Below are 23,644 nucleotides of genomic sequence, written 5' to 3'. Positions count from 1 at the left end.
TTCAGGAGATACTAGAACTAGTTGTAGCCCCTCTTTCCAGAAATACTATAGACTTAACCGCCACCACAACTAATACATGAACATGAACCACAGCATGATGTACTTCCAGATGAGCTAGACCCACTTGTAGCCCCTGTTTCAGAAAGCATCATGGATTCCGATACCTCCATTACATCAATTGAATCAATTTCAGCTAACAAATTTGAAATATCCATCATTGTGTCTACTTCTAATTGTGCTGTTACCATTCTTCCACACTCCTTCTTTTATAATTTATTTTCATTTATAGTCCTTCTTGATGTAACTCGGGGTTAAGAGACACAACAGTCCTCATTACATTCTTTGAACTGCTCAACTTCCGCAACTAATACATGAACATGAACCGCAGCATGATGTGCTTCCAGATGAACTTGATCCACTTGTAGCCCCTGTTTCAGAAAGCATCATGGATTCCGATACTTCCATTACATCAATCGAATCAATTTCAGCTAATAAATTTGAAATATCCATCATTGCGTCTATTTCTAATAATGCTTGTCCCATACTTTCTCACTCCTTTCATTTTAAATTTATTATTATATATAGTAGTTCATGATGTAACCGGGGTTAACGAAAGACAGTATTTATAATTCCAGGACTAAAAGAAAATAAATAGTTGAGTATCAATAAATTCACCAAAGAGCAATTTAAAATGATATTTTATACAATTCCAACAATTGAGTTAATACGTTTCAATTAGCACTCTATACAACAGAAATATTGAAGTCAATACCTTTTTTATAGTTTTTAAAGTTTAATTAAATATGAATCCTTGGCCCCCCTGTAAATTCTACTAGATCAACGAAATGTCGAATTTTGTAAATTATTCGGCAGTTTTTATAGTTATTTATGTTCTATGGTTAAATTTTTCAACATATTGATAATCTATATTACCGAAATAATAAATGATTGATTGCAAGAAAAGGAGGGCGTACACGTTGAATAATAAAAACTCGTTTTTCATCCCAGCTGGAATATTTATCGGATTAGGCATCGGATTAGCTATCAAACAGCCTGCAGTGGGACTATTCATTGGTTTGGGTTGTGGACTTCTTATGTCAGCACTATCAACTTCTTTTCAAAAGAATAAAAATGAGTAAGGTAATATTCAGACGTAAATTTTTTCATAAAAACTAAGTTCTTGCTTATAATTTGTAAGTTTTGGAAAGTGAATGAAATAAGCATTATTACTCATCTGTAATAATAACTAAATACCTATAGTGTTTGACCTATGAAACTAACAGTTTAGAATAACATAATGTGAACAATAAGATCGATCACTTCCCTCTTGAAAAACTCAAGAAAACCCATCACAAATTTATGTGATGGGCTTTGTTTTTTGTTAAATGGAATATAAAAAGGTACCTGTGCAAGGTTGATTTATGACAATTCGATACTTCGGATAAAAATACAAAAAGACATCGACAAAGTGTTACTTAGTCGACATCCACTCTTCGCATTATGCAATTGTAGTGTATTGTTTGAATAGTGTCTTGCACAGGTACCTAAAATTCTATCCTCAGTATTCTACTTCACCGCTCCAAGACGACATCCCCTCTGAGACGTTAACTAAATCATAGCCATCCTTGATTAAAAGTTCACTTGCTTCTTTTGATCTGCTGCCGCTTCGGCAAATCACAATATAGGATTGGTTTTTGTCCAATACTGCACGCTCACCAGTCTTAAGCTCAGATAAGGGTGCGTTTATCGCTCCAATAATATGTCCTTCAGTAAACTCTTCTGCCTCTCGGACATCAAGAACAATCGCCCCCTCTTCTTGTAGCTGCTGAACTTGACTAATGTCAACAGTTACATATCCTTCCTCTGTCCCGCAACCCGTTAGCAATAATAGAGCAGCGAAAATTATCCAGCTAACCTTTTTCAATAAATCTTCTCCTTTATCAAAAAGTATGCATTCTACTCTACATATTACCAGTTGATGCATGGGGAAGGTGAAATATTAGCTACAGATCCTTTACTTCAATAAAATTAGGAGTACGTCATAACGTCATACTCATGACGTTAAAGATAAAATTTTAAGGGTAAGATACATAGAATGAACATCTTTTATTTGGAGGTCTTTTTACAATGCAATATACTGTCGATATAGATAAATTTTTTGATGCAAGGAGGCAAACTAATGCATAGCATTTTCACTATTTTCAAACGAGATGTGCGTAACATCTCTACAAATTGGGTTGTTGCCATCATCATTGGTGGCTTGATTTTCTTGCCTTCTCTGTATGCATGGCTCAATATTTACGCTTCTTCAGATCCTTATAGCAGGACCGATAAGTTACCTGTTGCTGTTGTAAACGAAGATAAAGCAGTTGATGTGCACGATAAACATATTGACACCGGTGCACAAATTGTCTCGACATTAAAGGAGAACCCATCGATGGAATGGCATTTTGTGTCTCGTCAAGAAGCGATGGAAGGTGTTGAATACGGAGATTATTTTGCCGTCATGATACTTCCCTCTAATTTGTCGGAAAAATTGGCTACAGTTGTATCTGGTAAACCTGAAAAAGCTGAAATCGAATACTATGTAAATGAAAAAATTAACTCGATAGCACCAAAAATCACTGAAAAAGGTGCATCGGTCATTGTTGATAAAGTAAGTAGTCAATTCATTTCTACTGTAAATGGTGTCATTTTTGATACGCTAAATACACTCGGACTCGAATTAGAAAAAAACTTGCCAGACGTAAAAAAATTCGAGAACTACATATTTGACGCCGAAAAAAGCTTACCCGAGATTTTTGATTTATTGAATCGTGGATTGAATGATGCGACAAATGCACAAGCAGTCATTCATCAAGCCGAAGAGAAATTACCAGTAGCAAAGCAAATTACAAATGATGGACTTGGTCAAATCAATAACACGCTTACTTACCTAACAACTGCCGAAGAAAGACTTGACGAATTATCTCCAAAAATCAAAGAGGACTTAAAAAAAGTCAGTGAAATTTCAACCGAAGCAAATAACTTTTTGAAACAATTACAAGGCCTCGAGTTAGACTTCACGGAACTGGATAACGCAAAAATAGCACTTGATGACCGAATGACTGAAAGTATTGAAAAGGTAGATGGCGTCAAGCAAGACCTTATTCAATTGCAAGAATTAGTGCAGCAGCTACCAAAACCTGATGAAAATCCGCCAACTGATTCGGAGGAAGAACCAGGAAGTGAAATTGAACCAATACCTCCAGTCCCAGCCCTTAACCTAGATGGTAAACTAGAGAGCGCGATTACTAAAACGGATAATCTGAAGAATCTACTACAAGAAGCACAAACAAATGCACGCACGGTAAACGATGTCGTTAAAGGAAAAACAGAAGAATTAAATCAAGCAGTTAACGACCTACAAAATATCGCTGTCAATACATCCGTTGAAATAGATCGATTTATGAAAGAGTATGTGGAAACAATTGAACCAACCGTCAAGAAAGAAATCGCGAATGCGAAAGGAACATTAGGACAAGCAAAAAAACTGCTGGTAGAAATTCAATCTACGTTACCGGAAGTACAAAAAATTCTAGGTAACTCCAATCGTGATTTGACAGAGGCGAAAGAAACAATTCAAAAAGCGATTGCAGAGTATCCTTATATATATGAAAAAGTGAATCAATTAGCGGACAAGATACGAAATATCCAAGGCGAAACGGATATTAATGAAATCATTCAGTTATTGCTAAATGATCCAAATGCTGAAAAAAGTTTCTTTGAAGAACCGATTCAATTGAAGGAAAACCGCATATTCCCAATAGACAACTACGGGACAGGTATGACCCCGTTTTATACCGTGCTTTCTTTATGGGTCGGCTGTCTTTTACTCATTTCAACACTCTCGACCGATATACATGCAAAAGACTATTCAGCACGGCAAATCTATTTGGGTAGGTTGATAACATTCGGCATCATCGGGCTCTTACAAACACTAATCGTTGTAGTTGGCGATCTGCTGTTACTTAATGTTCATATCCAAGAACCATTTTACTTTATCATTTTCGGGATGTTCATAAGCGTTGTGTTTATGTCGATTGTGTATACACTCGTTTCTGTCTTTGGAGATGTTGGAAAAGCAATGGCAATTGTCATGCTCGTCTTACAAATCGCAGGTTCTGGTGGAACATATCCGGTTATGCTACTCCCCGACTTTTTCGGAGCAATTAACCCATTCCTACCGTTCACGTATGCCATCGACCTTATGCGCGAAGCGACCGGCGGAATCGTTTGGAAACGCGTAGCTAAAGATATCGCTTTTCTCGCGTCCTGTTCAATTATTTTCATCGCGTTTGGCGCATTACTAAAAGAACGTATCAACAAACGTACAAGCCAACTACTGAAAAAATCAAAAGAAGCGGACATTTTTCATTAAAAACAGGAAAAATCTGAGGTACCTGTGCAAGGTGCAATTATGATAATTTAAAATTCCCGATAAAAATTCAATGGGATACCGACGAAGCGTTATATAGCCGGTCTCCCATTTCCACTTTATGCAATTGTAGTGAATAAATTGAATAGTTTCTTGCACAGGTACCTTTTAGCCGGACTTTTTAGCCTTAGACTTTGGCGTATCAATATTGGTATACTGCCCAGAATACATTAATGATATCGGGTGAGATATTAGGTTCGATTGGAATTCTAATTTGATCGAAGATTAAATAACTAAAGAAGGCGGTTAACAGGTAATGGAAAACGCGCAAACATTTGAACTTAAAAAGAATATTCCACTGATGGCCGTTTTATTATCCGGCGCATTTATAACAATTTTAAATCAAACCCTTCTGGCAACAGCACTGCCACCGATTATGAAGGATCTTCAGGTTACAGAAAGTACAGTTCAGTGGCTACAGTCGATTTTCATGCTCGTCAATGGAATCATGATTCCAATCACAGCATTTTTAATCGGTAGATTTACAACACGCAAATTATTCATCACAGCTATGAGTATATTCGCCTTTGGAACATTCATCGCAGCAATTTCTCCTAACTTCGCTCTGTTATTACTAGGCAGGGTTTTTCAAGGAGCCGGTGCGGGGATTATGATGCCTCTCTTGCAAACGATTATGTTTCTACTATTCCCCATTGAACAACGAGGAAAAGCGATGGGCATGTACGGACTTGTTATTGCATTTGCACCGGCAATTGGACCGAGCCTATCGGGATATCTTGTGGATCACTTCGCATGGAAAAGTATTTTTTATGTTGTCCTACCGATTGCCCTCATTATTGTTATTTCTGCCTTCTTTTTGCTGAAAAACGTGACGGAGCTAACCAATCCTAAGATGGATTACTTGTCTATTGTTCTTTCTACACTTGGATTTGGCGGACTTCTTTACGGTTTCAGTATTGCCGGTAACACGGGGTGGCTACACCTGAACGTGGGTATATCCATTGTCGTCGGAGCGATTGCCCTTCTATTCTTCATTCAAAGGCAATTGAAGTTGGAGGAGCCTATCCTCGAATTCAGAGTGTTTAAATATTTTGTATTCACAATAGCTACTGGACTCGGCATGATTGTATTTGCATCCATGATAGCAACAACCGTCATTCTACCGATTTTCATGCAGAACTTGCTCGGATTCAACGCCTTTCATTCCGGCTTGATGCTCTTGCCAGGCGCCGTCGTAATGGGGATCATGAACCCGGTGACAGGGTCACTGTTCGATAAATTTGGCGCTAAGTGGCTATTGCGCACTGGATTCGTCATCCTTACAGTCACTACGTTCATGTTTGCTTACCTATCCGAAGATACAAGTTTCACGTATTTGGCCGTCTTGAATGCGGTACGAATGCTCGGCATTGCTATGGTCATGATGCCATCTACAACGCTTGGGTTGAATCAGTTGCCACATCACCTAATCGCACACGGAACTGCCATGAACAATACATTCCGTCAGATTGCTGGTGCAGTTGGGACTGCAGTTCTCGTCGCGATTACGGTTACAGCGGCAATAGGTGACGACACAGTTGCAGGTGCCATCCACGGGGTAAACGTCGCCTTCCATGTAGCAGGATACATTGCATTCTTCGGACTTTTGTTATCATTTGCAATTAGGGATTCGAAATCCAACCAAAACTCAAAGGAAGTGTAATTGAAAGGTACCTGTGCAAGGCGCAATTATGACAATTCAATACATCGGATAAAATTTCAAGGGGATATCGACAAAGTGTTATATAGTCGATATCCCCTTTCTTATTTATACAATTGTAGTTAATAAACTGAATAGTGTCTTGCACAGGTACCTACTCTTCGGTACCTAATTTTCCAGTAATTTTACAAACTGGTGTCTTCTTTTTGCTGATTCCGCGTAGGCTGCCCGGCGAAAGTGGAGTACGGGATCATCTGAACATTGAAGACCATCTGTCACGATTGTTGGGTCGAATACATGAGGCTCGGCATTATCGAGTCGTCTTTCATGTATGGAAAGTGTACCAATGCAAACTTTTTCGCGATTATCTGGCCATTCTTGTGTAGAGTCATTAATAGAATCTCCTGGTTGTGCTAGTTGGATTATTAAATTGAAATGAATCGGGCCATTTTCCAAGCGATTCACAAGTTCATCCTCCATGGGATTTCCAATTTTAGAAACCGTGAAACGGGAAGTTTCCTCACCGCTATCTGTAGGCTCCCATTCAAATTTAACGGCTTGGCGCTGTTTGTTTTTATTGATCAAATAATATGCGTGAATGCTATAGTAGCGTTCCGTTAAAAAGCTTTTGGACGGTATACTATTTTTCAAGATTTTCGCCGCAGCATGAAAATTAGGGTTGTTTTTTAGTGTGGATATTTTTTCGGTGAATGATAATTTATCCCCTTTAACGGCTTGGAGTAATTGTATGAATTCCTCAGGGGTTTTCGTTATAAAAACCGGTACGGTGGCCATTGTAAGATTGGTGACTTTCCCGTTAGGTAATTGAAATTGAACAGACATCCCTTTTACGGGCACTAATTGTTCAGTAGGGTCGGGATTTGGTGTGCTATGTGAAAAACGTACGATTGCAGAAGTTTCTTGTAACAAATGGCTAGCTGTTGTGTAAGAAGCGGCACTGCCATTTGGTGAAAATATTGCATCGAATCCAATTCCTTTTGCATGTGCTCGCCGATATGCAGGAAATACGCCTGCTATTTCTTCAATAGTATCAATGGCTTCTACCGAAGTAAGGGGGCAGTTTTTTTGATCATTTGACATGGTTAACTCACTCCTATTCATTATAGCTAGATTACCCTTTTACGGATTTTTAAAGCCGCTGTCAAAGAATTAAGCTATCGTTCTATTATGCCCTTCTTCTCATCAATACACTTCGTCCATTCGCTAGAAGATTTTGTAGTAGAGATAGCCAAACATTATGGTTGGGGTTTGGAGATTTAGCTTTCCCGATTCTGGCCAACTGCTGCTCATACCAACCAATTTCTAATAAGGAAGCACTCTTATCTATTTGTTTAATTCCCGTTCTGATTGGTTTTTCATGAACGGTTTCATATTTGCCCGTAAAGATTTTATTTGCCAAATCAGGCACTAAGGCAAAAGGTCTTGCAATGCCAACCATATCAATTTCTCCATTCGCAACTGCTTCCTCCATCCTAACTTGAGAACGAAAACCGCCTGTCACGACTATCGGTGTAGGGATTAATTTCTGAGCCTTTTTTGCATACTCAATAAAATACGCTTCTCGTTTTTTGGTCGATTCTTTTACATCCGCACCCATCATAATCGGGTTCTCGTAGTTTCCCCCAGAAATTTCAATGAGATCAATTCCTAATTCAGACATTTTCTGAAGAACTTCCATAGACTCGTCTTCTGTGAATCCACCTTTTTGAAAATCAGCTGAGTTTAGTTTAATACCGATTGGAAATGACTTTCCGACTTGCTTCCGAATTTCCTTGTACGCTTCCTCCAGAAACCTCATTCGATTCGCTATAGTTCCTCCCCATTCATCTGTACGTTGATTGTGGTAAGGGGATAAAAATTGGTTGAAAAGGTATCCGTGTGCTGCATGGATTTGAACACCCGTAAAGCCTGCTTTTTTCGCAATTCTTGCCGCTTCGCCAAATCGGACAATCAAATCTTCAATTTCTGACACCTGAAGTGCGCGCGGTTGATTAAAGAAACGTTTTAAACCTCCTGTTAAAGGAACAGCACTTGGTGCAACAGGTTCTTTTGAAAGCATTTTGGGTGATTGCTTTCCTGGATGATTCAGCTGCATCCAAAGGTGCGTCCCATTTGCAGTTCCAGCTTGCGCCCACTTCATTAAAATCTTAAGATCACGTTCATCTTCTATTGCAACATTATTCGGCTCACCTAGTGCATTTCGATCTACCATAACGTTTCCCGTCATGACAAGACCTGCACCCCCGTCAGCCCAAGCTTTATATAAAGTCACCAATGATTGACTAGGATTTTGATTGGGCGTGCCCAACGCTTCACTCATGGCAGACTTAAAAATCCGATTTTTAATAAATGTTCCATTTGGAAGTTGTAAAGAATTCTCCAAAACTGACTTTGATTGATTCATTTTTAGTATGTCTCCTTGGGAAAGTAATTAACTACTAAATGATAGCACGCTACTATCAATGTAACTTGATACAACACTTTTTCGCTTCGAATTAATTACATAAAGCCATATAGACCGAATCTATATCATTTTACATTTATTACATATTCCTATGAGATTCATTGACAATCTTCTTCATCCCCCGTAAACTAGTTTAATGATTAAAGTATATACCTATTAAAGTAAATGAGGAGAATGGTAAGAATGGATCGACAAGATCGTTTGCAGAACTTTGAAGCGCTATTCTGGCAATTATCGAGGGATGTGGAACATCTATGGAAAGATATTTATGCAAAGACCTTCCCAGGATCACAATCACGTATTATGTATTTGCTTGAACAAAGTGGTCCCATGAAAATGTCCGAGTTGGCGAATTCTTTACATATTACTGCCGGGGCTGTCACAACTGCTTCAAATATACTGATTGAAAACGGCTATATATCTCGATTGCGGAATGAAGAAGATCGTCGGGTTGTTCATCTAGACTTGACTGAAAAAGGAAGCAGAATCCTTCATGAGCTACAAAACGAAGGCCGAGCCATGATGAAATTAGTATTTACCGATATTACAGATGCAGATTTACAGACGATGACAACAATCTATCAACAAGCGATTGCCAATATAGAACATTTACAAAAAAGAAATCAATAAAAGGATGCGATTCATATTAACAAAATGCTAAAACCAACAATTTTATCGATAGGCATGGCGACAGTGATGGCTGGCGCTGCCATTTCGCCTGCACTTGGACTCATTGCAAAAGCTTTTCCAGATGCTAGTCCAACGATGATTAAACTCATCTTAACGGCTCCCTCGATCATGATTATTCCATTTTCATTTCTATCCAGTTATTTAACCTCTAAGCTAACCAAAAGAACAATTATCATGATTGGATTGTTCATTTATTTGATAGGCGGCATTGGCCCACAATTTGCATCGAGTATTGAATTACTTATACTCTTTCGATTAATCTTAGGGGCTGGCGTCGGGCTCGTTATGCCTTTATCCATGACACTCATCAATGACTATTTTGAAGGTAAAGAACGGACAAAAATGATGGGTTACAACTCTGCTTTTAGTAATCTAGGTGGAATTCTGACGATGTTACTCGCCGGTTGGCTTGCGACATTTGGCTGGCGCGTTCCTTTTAATGTGTACTTTTTAGGACTCATCATCTTTATCTTGGTTTTCTTCTTTTTACCAAAAGGTGAGCTGCAAAAACCACGAAACAAGGAGCAGAAATCCAAACTACCCTTCGCTATATATGGCTATGCACTTGCAATGGGCGGGATTATGTTAGCTTATTATTCAATTGCTACAAACATCGCAATCTACTTAGAACAAAGTGAGTTAGGGGGGGCAACACTTGCGGGAACAGTCGTATCCTTCACGACAGTTGGTGGGATGATTACGAGCTTATTACTCGTTCAGATTGAATCAGCATTTAAAAAGTTTGTCATTCCGGTTATGCTGTTAGGCATGGGGATTGCTTTTTTCATATTAACAGTTACACATAGTGTACCGCTTATTCTAGTTAGCGTTTGTTTAGTCGGATTTGGACAAGGTTCTTTATTTCCAATCCTTGTATTAAAAGCACTCGATCGTGTACCCTTCCATCAAGCTGACCAAACGATCGCTGTGACGTCTAGCTTTACATTTTTAGGTCAATTTTTATCACCGATTGTGCTGGATGGAATTGGTGTCATAGCCAACCAGACGAATATTCGATTCCAATACGGCACACTTTCGGTTTCATTTATACTCATTGTAGTAATCAGTACGGTGATGATACAACGGGCGAATAAACAAACACCTTCTCCTTATTAAGGGTTGTGATAATTTTTGCAACGTGAATACAAAGGGATATTGACACGTCATTAGTCAATATCCCTTTTCTTATTTTATGCAATTGTCGTTAATCAACTGAATAGTATATGACAAAGGTACTTGCCGCCATCACTTAAATATTCCGTGACTTCACCTCTTTTTAACCTTCACTTGCTATCATTAGTCGAAGGGGTTTACTAGGAGTATCGTATCTAATAAGTGATAGAAAGGAAGGTAAACAATTGAAACACTTAATTAGAATGCTGATCGTCATTGCCTCTAGTCTCGTCTTAACCGCCTGCTTTAACATAAAGATTGGAAACGATCAATCAGACACCGATAACGAAAAGAAACCCGCAGAAGAACAAACAGAAAATAATTCTGATACAGATGAAGAAGCAGAACCGGACGCTACAGAAGAGGAGGAGCCTACCGAAACAGAACCTGCTGAAGAAGCAGACTCGACTGAAGTCGTGGCTGAAAATGAAGCCTTTCAAATTTTCGAACCTGCGCCAAATACAGAAGTGAAAAATCAAGTGGTCGTAAGAGGACTTGCTCGCGTCTTTGAAGGAACCATCCAATACGCATTCGAAGACGGCCATTTCATCCTAGAAAAAGGATTTACAACCGCAAGTAAAGGTGGACCCGAATGGGGAGAATTTGAACTCACCATTAATCTCGCCAATGCAATCGATGGCCATTACAGTATCGTCCTCTATGAAGAAAGCGCAAAGGACGGCTCCATCCTTCACGAATTGATCATACCTGTCCAAGTCAGCAAATAAGGTACGGCATCCGCAATTGAAAGAAAATAAGGTACCGAAGATAAGGTACCTGTGCAAGGTGCAATTATGACTATTCCCGATGCCGTATTATAACACAAGGGGACATCGACAAAGCCTTACACAGTCGACATCCCCTTTTCACGTTATGCAATTGTAGTGCATTATCTGAATAGTGTCTAGCACAGGTACCTAAAATTCTACATATTACAAACTCCTAACCCCAACGGAGTCAGTCTTTTTCAATCGCCCTTTTTCTACCGGTTTTCTACTATCATTCTTTATCATGTTTATCTCGCGCTTACGCTGAATAAACAATATTGTCATAATCAGCACCACACCGAAGCCGTCGGATAATATTCCGGGGTAAATGGTTAGTAGTCCGCCGGCAATGAGTGCGATTCGTTCTGCGATTGTCGCCTTTGTAATCAACCAGCCAATCACACCTGCAGCGAGTATAATGACACCTATCAATGCGGTTAAGATTGAGACGATGATTTCTTCTGGCGTCCCATCGAACAGCAGTGCAGGCTCCAAGACAAACATGAACGGCACGATAAACCCAACAATCCCAAGACGAACGGCCTCTAGTCCAACTCGGTTCGGATTACTACCAGAAATCCCAGCTGCCGCAAAGGCTGCTACTGCGACAGGCGGCGTAATTGCTGAAAAGATTGAAAAATAGACGATAAACAGATGAGCAGACATCGTTGAAACGCCTAATTCAATTAGTGCCGGCGCCGCTAGCATGGCAGTTAATATATAGGCCGCTGCAACAGGCATACCCATTCCTAGAATGATACAAATGAGCATAACAAGGATTAATGTAGGAAGTAACATACCTTCCGTTAATCCAAGAACGATACTCGTTAATTTCCCACCGAGTCCCGTAGACATGATTCCTGCTATGACTAATCCCGCAGCAGCACATGCCGTTGATACTGGAATCGCAGATTTCACGCCACTGACCATTGCCGCTGCAATATTTCTAATCCCCATACGTGTCTTTTTATGAAACCAACTCACAATGACAATGGAAATAATGCCATACAATCCAGTTCGAGAGGCACTGTATCCTTGCATGAGAAAAAACACCAACACAATTAAAGGGATAAAATAATGCCACCCTTCTTTTAACACAGTAGAAAGCTTTGGAATATCTTCCTTAGCTGCCCTTGGTAAATCCAGTCGTAATGCTTCAAAATGAACCATCGTTAATAAGGATACATAATAAAGAATTCCTGGAATGATGGCAGCAATAACGATGGTTCCGTATGGAATTTGTGTAACAGCAGCCATAAGAAATGCAGACGATCCCATAATCGGTGGTAAAATACTTCCACCCGTAGAGGCCGCTGCTTCCACCGCTGCCGCAAAAGACGGTTTATAACCGGTCTTCGTACTTACAGGAATTGTGAACGAGCCTGTTGTCACAACATTTGCGGTCGGGCTTCCAGAGATGGAACCAAAAAATGCACTCGCCAGGACAGCAACTTTAGCCGCTCCCCCCTTCGTTCTCCCTGCAACCGACGTTGACAACTTGAAGAAGAACTCTCCAGCCCCGGCTTTATTCAAAAATGCGCCAAACAACATGAACATAAATACGAATGACGCCGCGACTGAAATAGGCGATCCCCACAGGCCATTAAAGCTAAACGCCAATTCATCTAATACTTCTACAGGAGAAAACTTCCGATGCCAGAGCAGCCCCTCTACTCTATGACCCCACAAAGCATAACCAATGCCAATGAAGACGATCACAATAATCGGATAACCGATTGTTCTGCGTGCCGCTTCAATACTCAGAAGCACAAACACCATCCCAAAAAATATATCCACGTTCGTCAACGGTTCCATAATTGGAATTCTGACCGCAAAACGTTCCGCATGCATCGTGAAATAAAGCCCGGCACCAAAAGCAAGTATTGACGCAATATAATCAATCATCGTCGGTCGAGTTGAAACCGTACGTTTAGAATAGCTGAATAGTAAAAACGTCAGACTTAAAATAACCGCCAAATGAATAGCCATCTGATTCATTGGATTTAATTTTCCCCAAACGACAGACCAAACTTGAAACATAGCCAATAGTAATGCAAGAAAAGAAAATATCGATAAATGGCGCTTTGATAATTCACGCCTTTCCCCTTCTGTAAACCATCCGATGAATCTATTTTTATAGTTCACGACACAAACCTCTTCCTTAAAAGATTCAGGTCTTTCTTATTCAATCAAGCCCGCATCCTTAAAAAACTTCTCTGCACCAGGATGTAGGGGCACCTGCCCAACATCCATCATATTGACAGCTGTTAAGTTTTTAAACTCCTCGTGTACAGTCGCGAGATAGTCAAAGTTTTCATAAATCGATTTCGTTACTTGATAAACTTCATCTTCAGAAACATCCTTGTGAACGATTAAAATCGCCGGCGTAAACAATGTATCGATATCGTCTTGTAGAAAATCATAGCTCCCCGCTTTAATTTTCCCGATTTCCATGCCAAGGTTGTCCGATACCGCTTGCATCAATTCTTTATTAAATGAAAGCATTTTTAAATCAATCGTTGTTGAAGCTTCAATTAACCCGCTGGAAGGGACAGATACCGCATCTCCAGTCGCATCAATTCGCTTATCAGCCATCAGTTCAAACGTTTTTGAATCACTAAGATGGTCAACAGATCCACCCCACGAAATAATATCATCATAAGTAACGTTATATTCTTGTAAGATATTTCTCGTAATAATTTCACCAGCTGAACCGATTTGATCCACAGCCAACCGAACAGGCATTTTACGCTGAACGATGTCGTCAAATGTATCATACGGCGTATCAGCCCTCGCAATAAATTGATAGTAATTTCCAGGGATGACGACACTGATAGCACGAATATCTTCATATGGCTGGTCATAGGGTTCCGCACCTGAATAGGCCGCATACGCCGTCATCGCATACGATAGTCCATATGAAACCGCATTTGTCCCTACAGTTGGCGGATTTTCTACAATACCACCAGGCTCAACCGTAACAACCGCACCCTTATTTTCTCTGCGAATGGACTCAGCGATGCCCTCTGTAAAGACAGACCATGCACCGCCCGTACGTCCTCCGATAATCGTTGTTTGGAATCTATCAGCAGTCGCTTCCTTTTCTGTTTTCTCATGACTGCATGCGACAATAAATAGAACACTGAATAGGATTGTCAATAAAATGACGTTTCGTTTCATCATGAACTTCCTCTTTCAATGAGATTATTTTTTAGTGCCTTCCTTAACCTGTAAACTAATATCGAGTGCTTTGACCGAATGCGTTAAAAAGCCCAATGATATGTAATTGACACCCGTTCCATGATAAGTCGCCAAGTTTTCCAGTGTAATTCCACCCGAGGCCTCCGTCACAATGGATTCTGGTACATCATGTCCAAACGCCTTCACTTCCTTAGGTGTCCGATTATCAAACATAATCACGTCCGCACCTGCTTCGACTGCTTCCAGTACTTCTTGTCTCGTTTCCGTTTCCACTTCAATTTTTACCATATGTCCAATCTTTTCCCGGACGCGCTGCACTGCTTTCGTAATGGAGCCCGCAAAAGCAATATGGTTATCTTTAATCATGACGCCATCATACAATCCTTGCCGATGATTTTTCCCGCCACCACAGACAACAGCATATTTATCAAACATACGCAGTCCTGGAATCGTCTTTCTTGTATCACAAATTTGTATGGCAGGGTCGTTTAGCATTTCCACACATTTATTGGTCACGGTCGCAATGCCGCTCATCCGCTGCATAAGATTTAATATTACCCTTTCACCCGTTAGTAAATGCGCAATCGGGCCCGTCACTGCCGCAATTTTATCCCCCGCAGATACTCGATCACCGTCCTTAAAGAACTCGGTCACTTGAATAGAAGGGTCTAGTAAATGATAAGCCTCTTTAATGACGCCGAGACCTGCGATAATTCCATCTTCTTTGACAATAAATACGCCATTTCCAATTTCCGACAACGGAAAAATCGTCTGGCTCGTAATATCCTGATCGCCAATATCCTCCAATAAAAAGGATTGTAATTGTGCGCGTAACTTTAATAGATTCATCCCCTGCTCCCTCTCCCTAACATTTTCTTTGTGCAAAGTTTCACATGTATTTCGATAGTATCCCGAATAAAAATCTCGTTAAAATACGAGGTGTCTTGACACCTATATTTACACAAGTCCACTAAAATAGCAAGTAAACTTTTGATATTCATTATCTGGGAATAGCTGCCAAGAAAAGGTACCAGAGAAAGGTACCTGTGCAAGGAGCAATTATGACAATTCAAGCCTTTGGATAATAATTTAAAGGGATACCGACAATGTGTTATATAGTCGATACCCCCCTATGTGATTATGCAATTGTAGTGAATAGATTGAATATTGTCTTGCACAGGTACCTAAAAACGGTAGCTAAACACGGTACCGTTAATCAATTACTTTGCGAATTCGGCACCCTCATCAATTTGTTTACCATCTACTGTTAAAGTCGCATTATAGATCGCACCTTGGTATTCGTTGCCTGCGCTTTCATCCAGCTTCAAGCCAAACATGATGTCGATGTATTGACCTTCGTCCAGCTTCCAAAAAGAGTCTTCATCTGTTCCTTCACCAATCATAATTTCACCAGTGTCGACACTCATTAAACTAACGTTTTCATTAGTCAACATGCCACCGAATACTTCTACGTCACCTGATAAGTTGACGGATTGCGGGCGTTCATTCGTTGTTCCGTTAAATAGATTCGCCAATTCAATTTCCGCTTGTTCCATAGTATCTTGGCCAGGTTGTACTGTGTATTTCATGGCCATATAGCCTACTTCATACCCGTCGAGTGATGCTTTATCCACAGAATGGTTATACGTCGCTTTCAAATACGCATCTAAATCACCTGTATTCGAAATGGTCATCCAGTTACCGTATTCCAATTGGGATGGGGTGAATTTACCCCCTTCGAAAATGCTCATCTCGATATCCTCACCGTTATTTAACTCGAGTGCCCCATTTTGCATTTCCCCTAAAGCTGTCGTTTGAGATGTAAACCAGGAATAAGTTCCGCCCCCTGAAAATGCAACTAATAATCCAACTACTGCTATAGATAATAAAGTCATTTTTGCCTTTTTCATCACAATCATCCTCCCCATTTTGTTATTCTTTTGTCGACTGCTTCTTCAAATCACCATTTAACCGATATCTTTTTATCAGGGAATATAGCTCAAGCAGCAGATAACCTATCAGTGGTAGCGCAATGAGACTAAACAGGCCCATTGGACTTTTTATAAAATGCATGACATAGCCCATCTTGGGTATTTGAAAAACTTGCTTCCCAATTACACGGTCTCCCGCGACCGCCTCGTCATCCCCCACATTATTGTTATCTCCCTTCGTCGCAAAGCTTACTTTCCCATCCTCTTTGTATATATCGGTCACTCGGTGTGTAATCACTTTACCGTCCTGGTGGAAGGTAATTACGTCATGGATGTCGATTGCATCCGGGTTAACCTTATCAATAATGACCATATCCCCCGTGTCAAAATAGGGGCTCATACTGTTGGATAGGACCGCATAAGGCTGATAACCAAATATAGAAGGGACTTCATCCGGTTGTTTGATAGATTGATAAGCAACAAAAAGAAATACCAGTCCAATTACTGCTATCAATAATAGACTCATGTAGGAAATTCCTTTTTTGATTATTCTCTTCGCATTTGATTTCGCCAACGCTCTCCCTCCTGTTCTCTGTTTGGATAGCGGGCAAAAGAACTTTAAGATGTCCTCTTGCTCACTTTCCTGAAAGCTGATATTTACGGCTTAATTTCTTGGTTCCATTCCAACAGAACGAAGCATATCCGCTAGCCCTTTGTTTCCGAGCTTTTCTCTCGGATTCGCATTTACTTTTGCATTTGGACTTACTTTCATGAAGTTCGCCTCGAGAATGCGCAAATCTTTTTCATCGACAATTCCGTCACCATTAACATCTGCTTGTTTATTTGCTTTTCCAAAGAAAGTAACAGCGCGCATGACGTCGTGTATGTCCACCATATTGTCGCCGTTGATGTCGCCACCAAAGTCCCATTCGTACGTGCGGATGATTTCCTGATCGATACTGTTTCCATCCTCATCTTCTGCATAGACCTTCAATGATACAAAGCCATTACCATTTCGATTATCTTTCAACTCTTCAATGTCAGCTGTGAATACACCATCACCAGCGTTTTGAATGTTCTCTACTTCCACCCAGTCTTGTCCGTCATTGTAAGATAGCCACAATTTCGCCTCAGCAACTGGGATATTTTCTGTATCCGGCTGTTGTTGGACTGTAAATGTAAATGGAATCGTTCCATCTGCCTCTACTTTTGCTTTATTTTTGACATCTAGTGCTAAGTCATAATTTACCGTCAGCATGGGAACAACTTCACCATTGCTGTCAGGCTTTTTAGAGTTAAATGTCCACACGGAATTTGTTTCCGTGGAAAATCGCGATGTGCGATCCGGCACATTTGTATTCAGTTCCATGCGATATTCCGCGTCTTCCGATGTGAGTACAAAACTTCTGTTTGGATTACTAGCTTCAGCAATCATTTCGCCATTTTCAAACAGTTTAAACTTTTGATCAAAGGATTCGAAACTCCAATGATTATCTGCATCTACATTTTGCAGCCTTACACTTAACGTATTGCCATAGCGGGTAACCGGTATATGATTAGCATGTGGTGGATTACCTACTAATACACTTGGATGTATAGGTTGTTTTAGCCATGAAGATTCTTGTTTCCCTTTTTCATAAACTTTGTGGGCGTCAACGTATTGAACACCAGAACTTGATTGCACTTCTTTATTAAATATCGTGTCACCAGGCGTATAGTATTCCATGCGCGTTACGCCTGCATCAAATACATCTGTGACGGAAGAAAAACTGATTGTCTCATACGGACGCCATTGCGTTTCTCTAACGAAGTAGTACTCCCCTGGTCTTTGTTCATGATAATTCGTTTTTACTTGAGCCAGCTCTTCCTTATCTACTTCATAATTCAAGTTGGAAGGAATCGCATCTGGTTCAGGATAAACCAACCTGTAATATGAACGCTCTTTCGAATCATCCTTCAGAGAAGCCATTCTCCAGTCGGTCACAAATTCAAAGGTTCCTTTGCTGATTGGTTCAGTAGGAGCAGCGTAATATTCTGCGCCATACTCTGTGATATAGGTGTGGCTGACACTATTTCCTGCCTCTGTTCCTCGGTGATAGGTCATTTCCTGATAATTCACCCTCACTGCTTCATCAGTGATCACATTGACTTTATTTGCTGTACGACCGTCAAGCGTGATGACTGTATCTTCAGTCAAATCTAGCTCTGGAACACCAACAAACGTCAATTCGCGTGCATAATCCCATGCCCCCATGACATTATACGTACCAGGTAGCAACCTAACAGTCATTTCCCCTTCTTCGTTCCAGCTATTTAAGCTCACTACACTATAATCTAAACGATCTTTCACACTGGAAATGTCAACGCCATCCATGTAACTCGCTGGCGTTCCATAACGAGTAATCCCTTTTATCGTAAGATCGTACATTTCAGGCTCCTTATAAAAGCCTACTGGCGTTTGAATCGTCTCGTCTTTGTCAACGAAATCTGCCTTGACATATCCGCCGTACACTGTATTCTCTCCATTTTCAATATCGAGAATAACGTCTACTTGTCCCGTTTCTCCAGCTGCAATTTCCAGATACTCTTCGGATAATTGAACCATACCATCTGGTGCAGACTCTCCATTTTCCATTTCCATTACTATTGATAAATTCAGTTCGATAGCTTCATCAGACGTATTTTTGTACGTGAGTGTTTTTGTAATTGGATCTACATCGTTATGTGGATATTCGAAATAGCCCATATTTAGAACACCCGGTTTTGCATATACCTCTTGATTAACAGCGCGCAACGCATCCACTCGTCCAGCGCCTTGTTCATAAATCGTATTCGCATCATTCGATACTGCCGATGAAATCAAAGCAGCCTTTAAATCCTCAGGCGAACTTTCTTTCCCCGCATCTTCCCACTTATTCATAAGAAGCGCAGCAACAGCAGCTACATGTGGCGATGCCATCGATGTACCAGACATTGTCGTATAAGAACTTCCATTCGCTCGAGCAGCAGTAATCTCAACACCTGGAGCAGTAATTTCAGGTTTAATCATATACTCCCCAGCTCTTGGTCCTCTACTTGAGAAATAAGCAAGTTCGTCATTCCGATCTACAGCACCAACAGTCAATGCCAAATCAGCTGTTCCAGGCGCAGTTACAGTTCTGTCACCAGGACCATCATTACCTGCAGATACAACAAACAGTACGCCATATTGCTCAGTCAGATTATTAATAACCTGACTAATTGGATCGGTACCATCAGTCGGGATAGAACCTAAACTCATGTTTAAGATATCTGCCCCTTCTTCGGTAGCCCATTCCATTCCTCTAATAATGTCAGATTCATTTCCATAACCATATGAATCCAATACTTTGACGTTGATCAAAGTAGATCCTGGTGCAACACCTTTACGTAGGCCATCTGAAGCCGCTCCACTTCCCCCAATAGTCGAGGCAACATGTGTGCCGTGACCTTGGTAATCGTGAGGCCCATCATCATCTGAAAAGTTTTTTTCCTTTGCCACTCTTCCTTTTAAATCCGGATGTTCTTTATCGATTCCGGTATCTATAACGGCAATGTTTATACCTGAGCCATCATATCCCATATCCCAAACTTCAGGCACACCTATTTGCGGGATACTTTCTTCCAAATCAATCGAAAATCGACGGTCAAGTCGGATATGTTTAATCGTATTATTTAATGTGGCACGACTTTGTAGCATATTGTTTTTCTTAGTAAATAAAGTATTGATAAAATCTTCCGTGTTATTTTTATCAACATTCGCTGCCATAGCATTGATACTCGAAAATACATGACTATCCGATACCGTTTCAGACAGCGTAGCAGTTGAGTTATAAAGCGATGACTTCGTTTCTTCAAACGATATGATAATAGGAATGCCTTCCGAATTTGCATCATCATATCCCATCTCGAGGAGTGTTGTGACGTTAAACAACTCCCGGTCAATCTTCTCAGGGATAAATTCTTTTATGCTTCTCGGAATTACATACACATCTTCATCCATTTCAATGATTTCATAATTTCCATCTTTACCATCAACCGTTTTCATCTCCACGGACATCCGTCCATCATCGGCCTTTTTTACAGTCAATTGATCACCAGTAATCAGTGTTAATGTCTGCGCCTTATCTTGTACAGATGAAGAAGCTTCACCATCATCCGCTAAACCGGATAATGTACTTCCCAACACGACGATTAGCGCCATCAATGCGATAAATATACCTGCGCCTATCCATAATTTAAAACGTTTCATATTTCATCCCCCATTCTCGTTATACAAACAATTTTCCCCTTTTTTCCATCGGATCCTATATATTCCCGCAGGATTTCGATGATAATCAAAAGACACCCCCATTTCAAAAAGCCTTCGTGTGAATGATTAAGTAACAATGGCACCTTCTGTCAAACGTTGTACCAAGTACAAGTGTAGACGACTAAACATGAGAAAGTTGTCGAATTATGTCGAATTATTACAACATTTATCAGATTGATTGGAAAGTTCAGTAAAGAGACACCTTTCATTCGGGCATTCAGACTCATGGAATTTCATAAAAAACTCCACTCAACCCCGGAATGAGTGCGCTTACATGCGCAAGTAACTATCGAACTATAAAAGCGTTATTTTTTTAACTTTATAAATAAATGCATCTAAGTACCCCCACCGTGACAAATTCATATATTCCCCATCATTTTAATTATAAAATAAAAATACACTCTTCCAGTCCCTTCCAATGCATAAGTATTGATTCTGCCAAGCTTCTGGATAACAACTAAAACATATAGTCCTCAAACCAACTGAAGCCACAACAGGATAATTGTCATAGGAAACTTACAGAAAATAAGTACAAACTCATAGTAGAGGTACCTGTGCAAGGCACAATTATGATAATTCAGCAAGATGGGTAAAAACCCAAAAAGATACCGACTAAGTGTTATTTAGTCGGTATCCCTTTTTCAGTTTATGCAATTGTAGTGAATAGACAGAATACTGTCTTGCACAGGTACCTTTCAAGTCACCATTCTCAAAAAGTCATGTTCCCCTAAAACTTTAATCGGATGGCCTTTGTTAATCAGTTCTTCAACTTTTTGCATTTTCACACTTGCAAACACTTCTGTGAAGCTTGTTAAATCATAATCGCCAATCACCAAATAGCCTGTATTCCGAGTCACATTATTTTTGCAAACCCCACCACAATTCAAAACAAGTTGTGCGGCTTCCCCTCTTGTCATCGACTGTAACTTCCCCGTAAATACGACAGAAGCATTAAACAATGGATGTGCTTTATCTACTTTTCGCGTCGGAACTTTCATAGACTTTTTTCTTTTTCTGGCTCCGGCGGGCGTATACTTGTCCGCCTGATGGAGACCCAATTGTAAATTATGCATATCCGATAATTCATCGAGCGAATCAGTTCTACAATTCTCCAATGCTGCTAAAGTCACCAACGCAGCGGCCCTGGCATCTTCTAGCGCATCGTGATGCTTAAAACTGATGCCTAAATGATCTGCCACCGTAGACAGTTTATGATTGAAAAGTGTTGGCCAAACCTTTTTAGAAAACACATAGGAACAACCATAAGTAAACTCTGCGTACGGTTCATTAAGTAAATCCAATGCATAACGCATCGCACTCATATCAAAACTAGCATTATGTGCTATCAACACCTTATTCTTAATCATCCTCTTAAACTCCGGCCAATACTCTTGAAAGGTCGGCGCACCTTGAACCATATCTTCAGTAATTCCGTGAATGACAGTGTTGAAATAGGTAAACTCATCTTCCGGATCTATATAGGTATGAATCTCTTCTTTAATCAAACCATCCTCTACAATCACAATACCGATTGAACAAATACTTGCCCTTGAACTATTTGCTGTTTCAAAATCAATTGCTAGAAAGTTCATGAAAACTACTCCTTTATTCATTGCTTCCTTGATAGACATTTTTGCAGTTGGAATGCCACTCATTATACTACATATTTCATCTTGAAAAATCTTGAAGTGATTTTACTTAGAATTAAAGCGCGTGCATTTATGACTTTGGATAAAAAACAAAGAGATATCGACTAAGTGTTAGCTAGTCGATATCCCTTCTCACATATCATAAAATTGTTGTAAGAATACTAAATAAAATCTCGTACCGGTACCTAAAACAGGTATCGGAATAATACAATATTAATGGTAGCCAAAAGTAATTATTTAGGGATAACGGATACCTTCCTCTTTACTAACTTGAACTCGCAGGTTAGGCCAGTTCAAACAAATTCAAAAAGTGGAAAATCGTTTCTTCAATTTGCTCTTCTGTTTCTGTGTAAGGTATATCTATTATAGGTAAACCTATATTCCAACAATAATTACGTTTAATTCTATCTCGTTGTATACGCTTTCGGTGTCCCTTATAGCCACCAAAATAAGCATTCCTAATCGGCTTATAGTGTTGGATGCCATTATATTCTATTGCAAATAAGGGGTGGTTATTTTGACAAATTAGAAAATCTAAACGTAGGTCCTGATCATGACCAAAAGTTGTTAAATTTACTTCTTTAATGAACTCAATTTTATGTTTCACCAGTAACTTTGTAATTTGTTTTACTCCGTTAGATTCTTTAATTTTATGTTCACACTTTGGGCATGTTTCACCTCTTTTCACCTTAATAGGCTGAGTACGCCATTCATGACCATAACAGCATAAGTGCAAACCATTTCTTCGCATCGATTTATATGGTCCAATAAATGTAATCTCTTTTCGATATTCTTCTAAGTATGTGATGTATTTTTGATGATTTGGAGAAACTTTGTCATTTAAATCCGTTCTCCAAACATTGGATCCCCAAATGTATTTTCCTTGGTCATTTTCAGTATCAATAATATACGATTTTATTAACCTTTCACCTAACTCCTGCTCAAGAGACTCGATATAGGCTTTGAATTGCTCTAGATTTGCTGGCGCTTGAGATTTCTTTTTATTGAAGTGAATGCAACCAAATTGATCTTTTACAATAAAAATAACATTCCCCTGAAATTGGACTTTAGACACTCCTCTCATTAAAAGTATCAGCCAATCACCCATACTAGTAACTGGCACTTTAGCATGTCCCTGTGTGAAAGGTACATGAAATCCATATTTAGAAACATCCGCAATAATTTGCGATAAACTTCATCCCATACAAAAATCGATTATATCGTTCCAAACGTAGCTGATTCAATTTTTTCCACTTATAATATTGTACAATTATACATCGT

19 protein-coding genes are annotated in these 23,644 nt (G+C 39.7%); 6 read left to right on the top strand and 13 right to left on the bottom strand.

What is annotated here, in order from left to right; all coding sequences use genetic code 11:
• Positions 1-53 precede the first annotated feature (53 nt).
• Together J4G36_RS01475 and J4G36_RS01470 are read right to left on the bottom strand one after the other, a co-directional pair.
• On the bottom strand, positions 54-248 hold the full coding sequence (locus tag J4G36_RS01475) for a thiazolylpeptide-type bacteriocin (protein WP_246880368.1): 195 nt from the start codon (positions 246-248) through the stop codon (positions 54-56).
• A 103-nt stretch (positions 249-351) separates the two neighbouring features.
• Complete coding sequence (locus J4G36_RS01470; RefSeq protein WP_246880367.1) at positions 352-543, bottom strand: thiazolylpeptide-type bacteriocin; 192 nt, start codon at positions 541-543, stop codon at positions 352-354.
• Between the two features lie 434 nt (positions 544-977).
• On the opposite strand from J4G36_RS01470, the gene J4G36_RS01465 reads away from it, so the two are divergent.
• Positions 978-1,139: a hypothetical protein gene (locus J4G36_RS01465; protein WP_246880366.1), complete on the top strand. Its 162-nt coding sequence runs from the start codon at positions 978-980 to the stop codon at positions 1,137-1,139.
• Between the two features lie 419 nt (positions 1,140-1,558).
• Here J4G36_RS01465 and J4G36_RS01460 read toward each other — a convergent pair whose 3' ends face one another.
• The gene (locus J4G36_RS01460) at positions 1,559-1,924 is read right to left on the bottom strand and encodes a rhodanese-like domain-containing protein (protein WP_246880365.1); all 366 of its coding nucleotides are present in this window, start codon (positions 1,922-1,924) and stop codon (positions 1,559-1,561) included.
• A 255-nt stretch (positions 1,925-2,179) separates the two neighbouring features.
• On the opposite strand from J4G36_RS01460, the gene J4G36_RS01455 reads away from it, so the two are divergent.
• The gene (locus J4G36_RS01455; RefSeq protein ID WP_210468049.1) at positions 2,180-4,420 is read left to right on the top strand and encodes a YhgE/Pip domain-containing protein; all 2,241 of its coding nucleotides are present in this window, start codon (positions 2,180-2,182) and stop codon (positions 4,418-4,420) included.
• A gap of 313 nt (positions 4,421-4,733) precedes the next feature.
• Positions 4,734-6,140, top strand: a complete 1,407-nt coding sequence (locus tag J4G36_RS01450; RefSeq protein WP_210468048.1) for an MDR family MFS transporter — start codon at positions 4,734-4,736, stop codon at positions 6,138-6,140.
• A gap of 165 nt (positions 6,141-6,305) precedes the next feature.
• Here J4G36_RS01450 and J4G36_RS01445 read toward each other — a convergent pair whose 3' ends face one another.
• Together J4G36_RS01445 and J4G36_RS01440 are read right to left on the bottom strand one after the other, a co-directional pair.
• Positions 6,306-7,238 (bottom strand): catalase family peroxidase, encoded by a 933-nt coding sequence (locus J4G36_RS01445; RefSeq protein WP_210468047.1) that lies wholly within the window; start codon positions 7,236-7,238, stop codon positions 6,306-6,308.
• An 85-nt stretch (positions 7,239-7,323) separates the two neighbouring features.
• A complete protein-coding gene (locus tag J4G36_RS01440) occupies positions 7,324-8,562 on the bottom strand; it encodes an NADH:flavin oxidoreductase/NADH oxidase family protein (RefSeq protein WP_210468046.1) in 1,239 nt (412 codons plus the stop codon).
• A gap of 243 nt (positions 8,563-8,805) precedes the next feature.
• Here J4G36_RS01440 and J4G36_RS01435 point away from each other — a divergent pair, with 243 nt between their 5' ends.
• From J4G36_RS01435 to J4G36_RS01425, 3 genes are all read left to right on the top strand, one after another.
• Positions 8,806-9,252, top strand: a complete 447-nt coding sequence (locus J4G36_RS01435) for a MarR family winged helix-turn-helix transcriptional regulator (protein ID WP_210468045.1) — start codon at positions 8,806-8,808, stop codon at positions 9,250-9,252.
• Positions 9,253-9,276: 24 nt separating this feature from the next.
• Complete coding sequence (locus J4G36_RS01430; RefSeq protein ID WP_210468044.1) at positions 9,277-10,428, top strand: MFS transporter; 1,152 nt, start codon at positions 9,277-9,279, stop codon at positions 10,426-10,428.
• A 242-nt stretch (positions 10,429-10,670) separates the two neighbouring features.
• The gene (locus J4G36_RS01425; RefSeq protein ID WP_210468043.1) at positions 10,671-11,213 is read left to right on the top strand and encodes a Gmad2 immunoglobulin-like domain-containing protein; all 543 of its coding nucleotides are present in this window, start codon (positions 10,671-10,673) and stop codon (positions 11,211-11,213) included.
• 204 nt (positions 11,214-11,417) lie between these two features.
• On the opposite strand, the gene J4G36_RS01420 is transcribed toward J4G36_RS01425, so the two are convergent.
• The 8 genes from J4G36_RS01420 to J4G36_RS01385 form a co-directional block, all read right to left on the bottom strand.
• Positions 11,418-13,397 (bottom strand): TRAP transporter permease, encoded by a 1,980-nt coding sequence (locus tag J4G36_RS01420; protein WP_210468042.1) that lies wholly within the window; start codon positions 13,395-13,397, stop codon positions 11,418-11,420.
• A gap of 36 nt (positions 13,398-13,433) precedes the next feature.
• Complete coding sequence (locus J4G36_RS01415; protein ID WP_210468041.1) at positions 13,434-14,435, bottom strand: TAXI family TRAP transporter solute-binding subunit; 1,002 nt, start codon at positions 14,433-14,435, stop codon at positions 13,434-13,436.
• A 21-nt stretch (positions 14,436-14,456) separates the two neighbouring features.
• On the bottom strand, positions 14,457-15,302 hold the full coding sequence (gene nadC, locus J4G36_RS01410) for a carboxylating nicotinate-nucleotide diphosphorylase (RefSeq protein WP_210468040.1): 846 nt from the start codon (positions 15,300-15,302) through the stop codon (positions 14,457-14,459).
• 371 nt (positions 15,303-15,673) lie between these two features.
• Positions 15,674-16,363: a hypothetical protein gene (locus J4G36_RS01405; RefSeq protein WP_210468039.1), complete on the bottom strand. Its 690-nt coding sequence runs from the start codon at positions 16,361-16,363 to the stop codon at positions 15,674-15,676.
• A 22-nt stretch (positions 16,364-16,385) separates the two neighbouring features.
• Positions 16,386-16,958, bottom strand: coding sequence for a signal peptidase I (locus tag J4G36_RS01400; protein ID WP_210468038.1), 573 nt, complete (start codon positions 16,956-16,958; stop codon positions 16,386-16,388).
• 90 nt (positions 16,959-17,048) lie between these two features.
• Positions 17,049-20,654: a S8 family serine peptidase gene (locus J4G36_RS01395; RefSeq protein ID WP_210468037.1), complete on the bottom strand. Its 3,606-nt coding sequence runs from the start codon at positions 20,652-20,654 to the stop codon at positions 17,049-17,051.
• Positions 20,655-21,409: 755 nt separating this feature from the next.
• Positions 21,410-22,306, bottom strand: coding sequence for an exonuclease domain-containing protein (locus tag J4G36_RS01390; protein WP_210468036.1), 897 nt, complete (start codon positions 22,304-22,306; stop codon positions 21,410-21,412).
• A 340-nt stretch (positions 22,307-22,646) separates the two neighbouring features.
• Positions 22,647-23,471, bottom strand: a complete 825-nt coding sequence (locus J4G36_RS01385; RefSeq protein ID WP_246880364.1) for a DUF2726 domain-containing protein — start codon at positions 23,469-23,471, stop codon at positions 22,647-22,649.
• Between the last annotated feature and the right edge of the window lie 173 nt (positions 23,472-23,644).

The organism is Sporosarcina sp. 6E9 (assembly GCF_017921835.1).
In the GTDB taxonomy this organism is placed as follows: Bacteria; Bacillota; Bacilli; order Bacillales_A; family Planococcaceae; genus Sporosarcina.
Note: the sequence above shows the minus strand (reverse complement) of the source record. Positions and strands in the feature narration are given on the sequence as shown.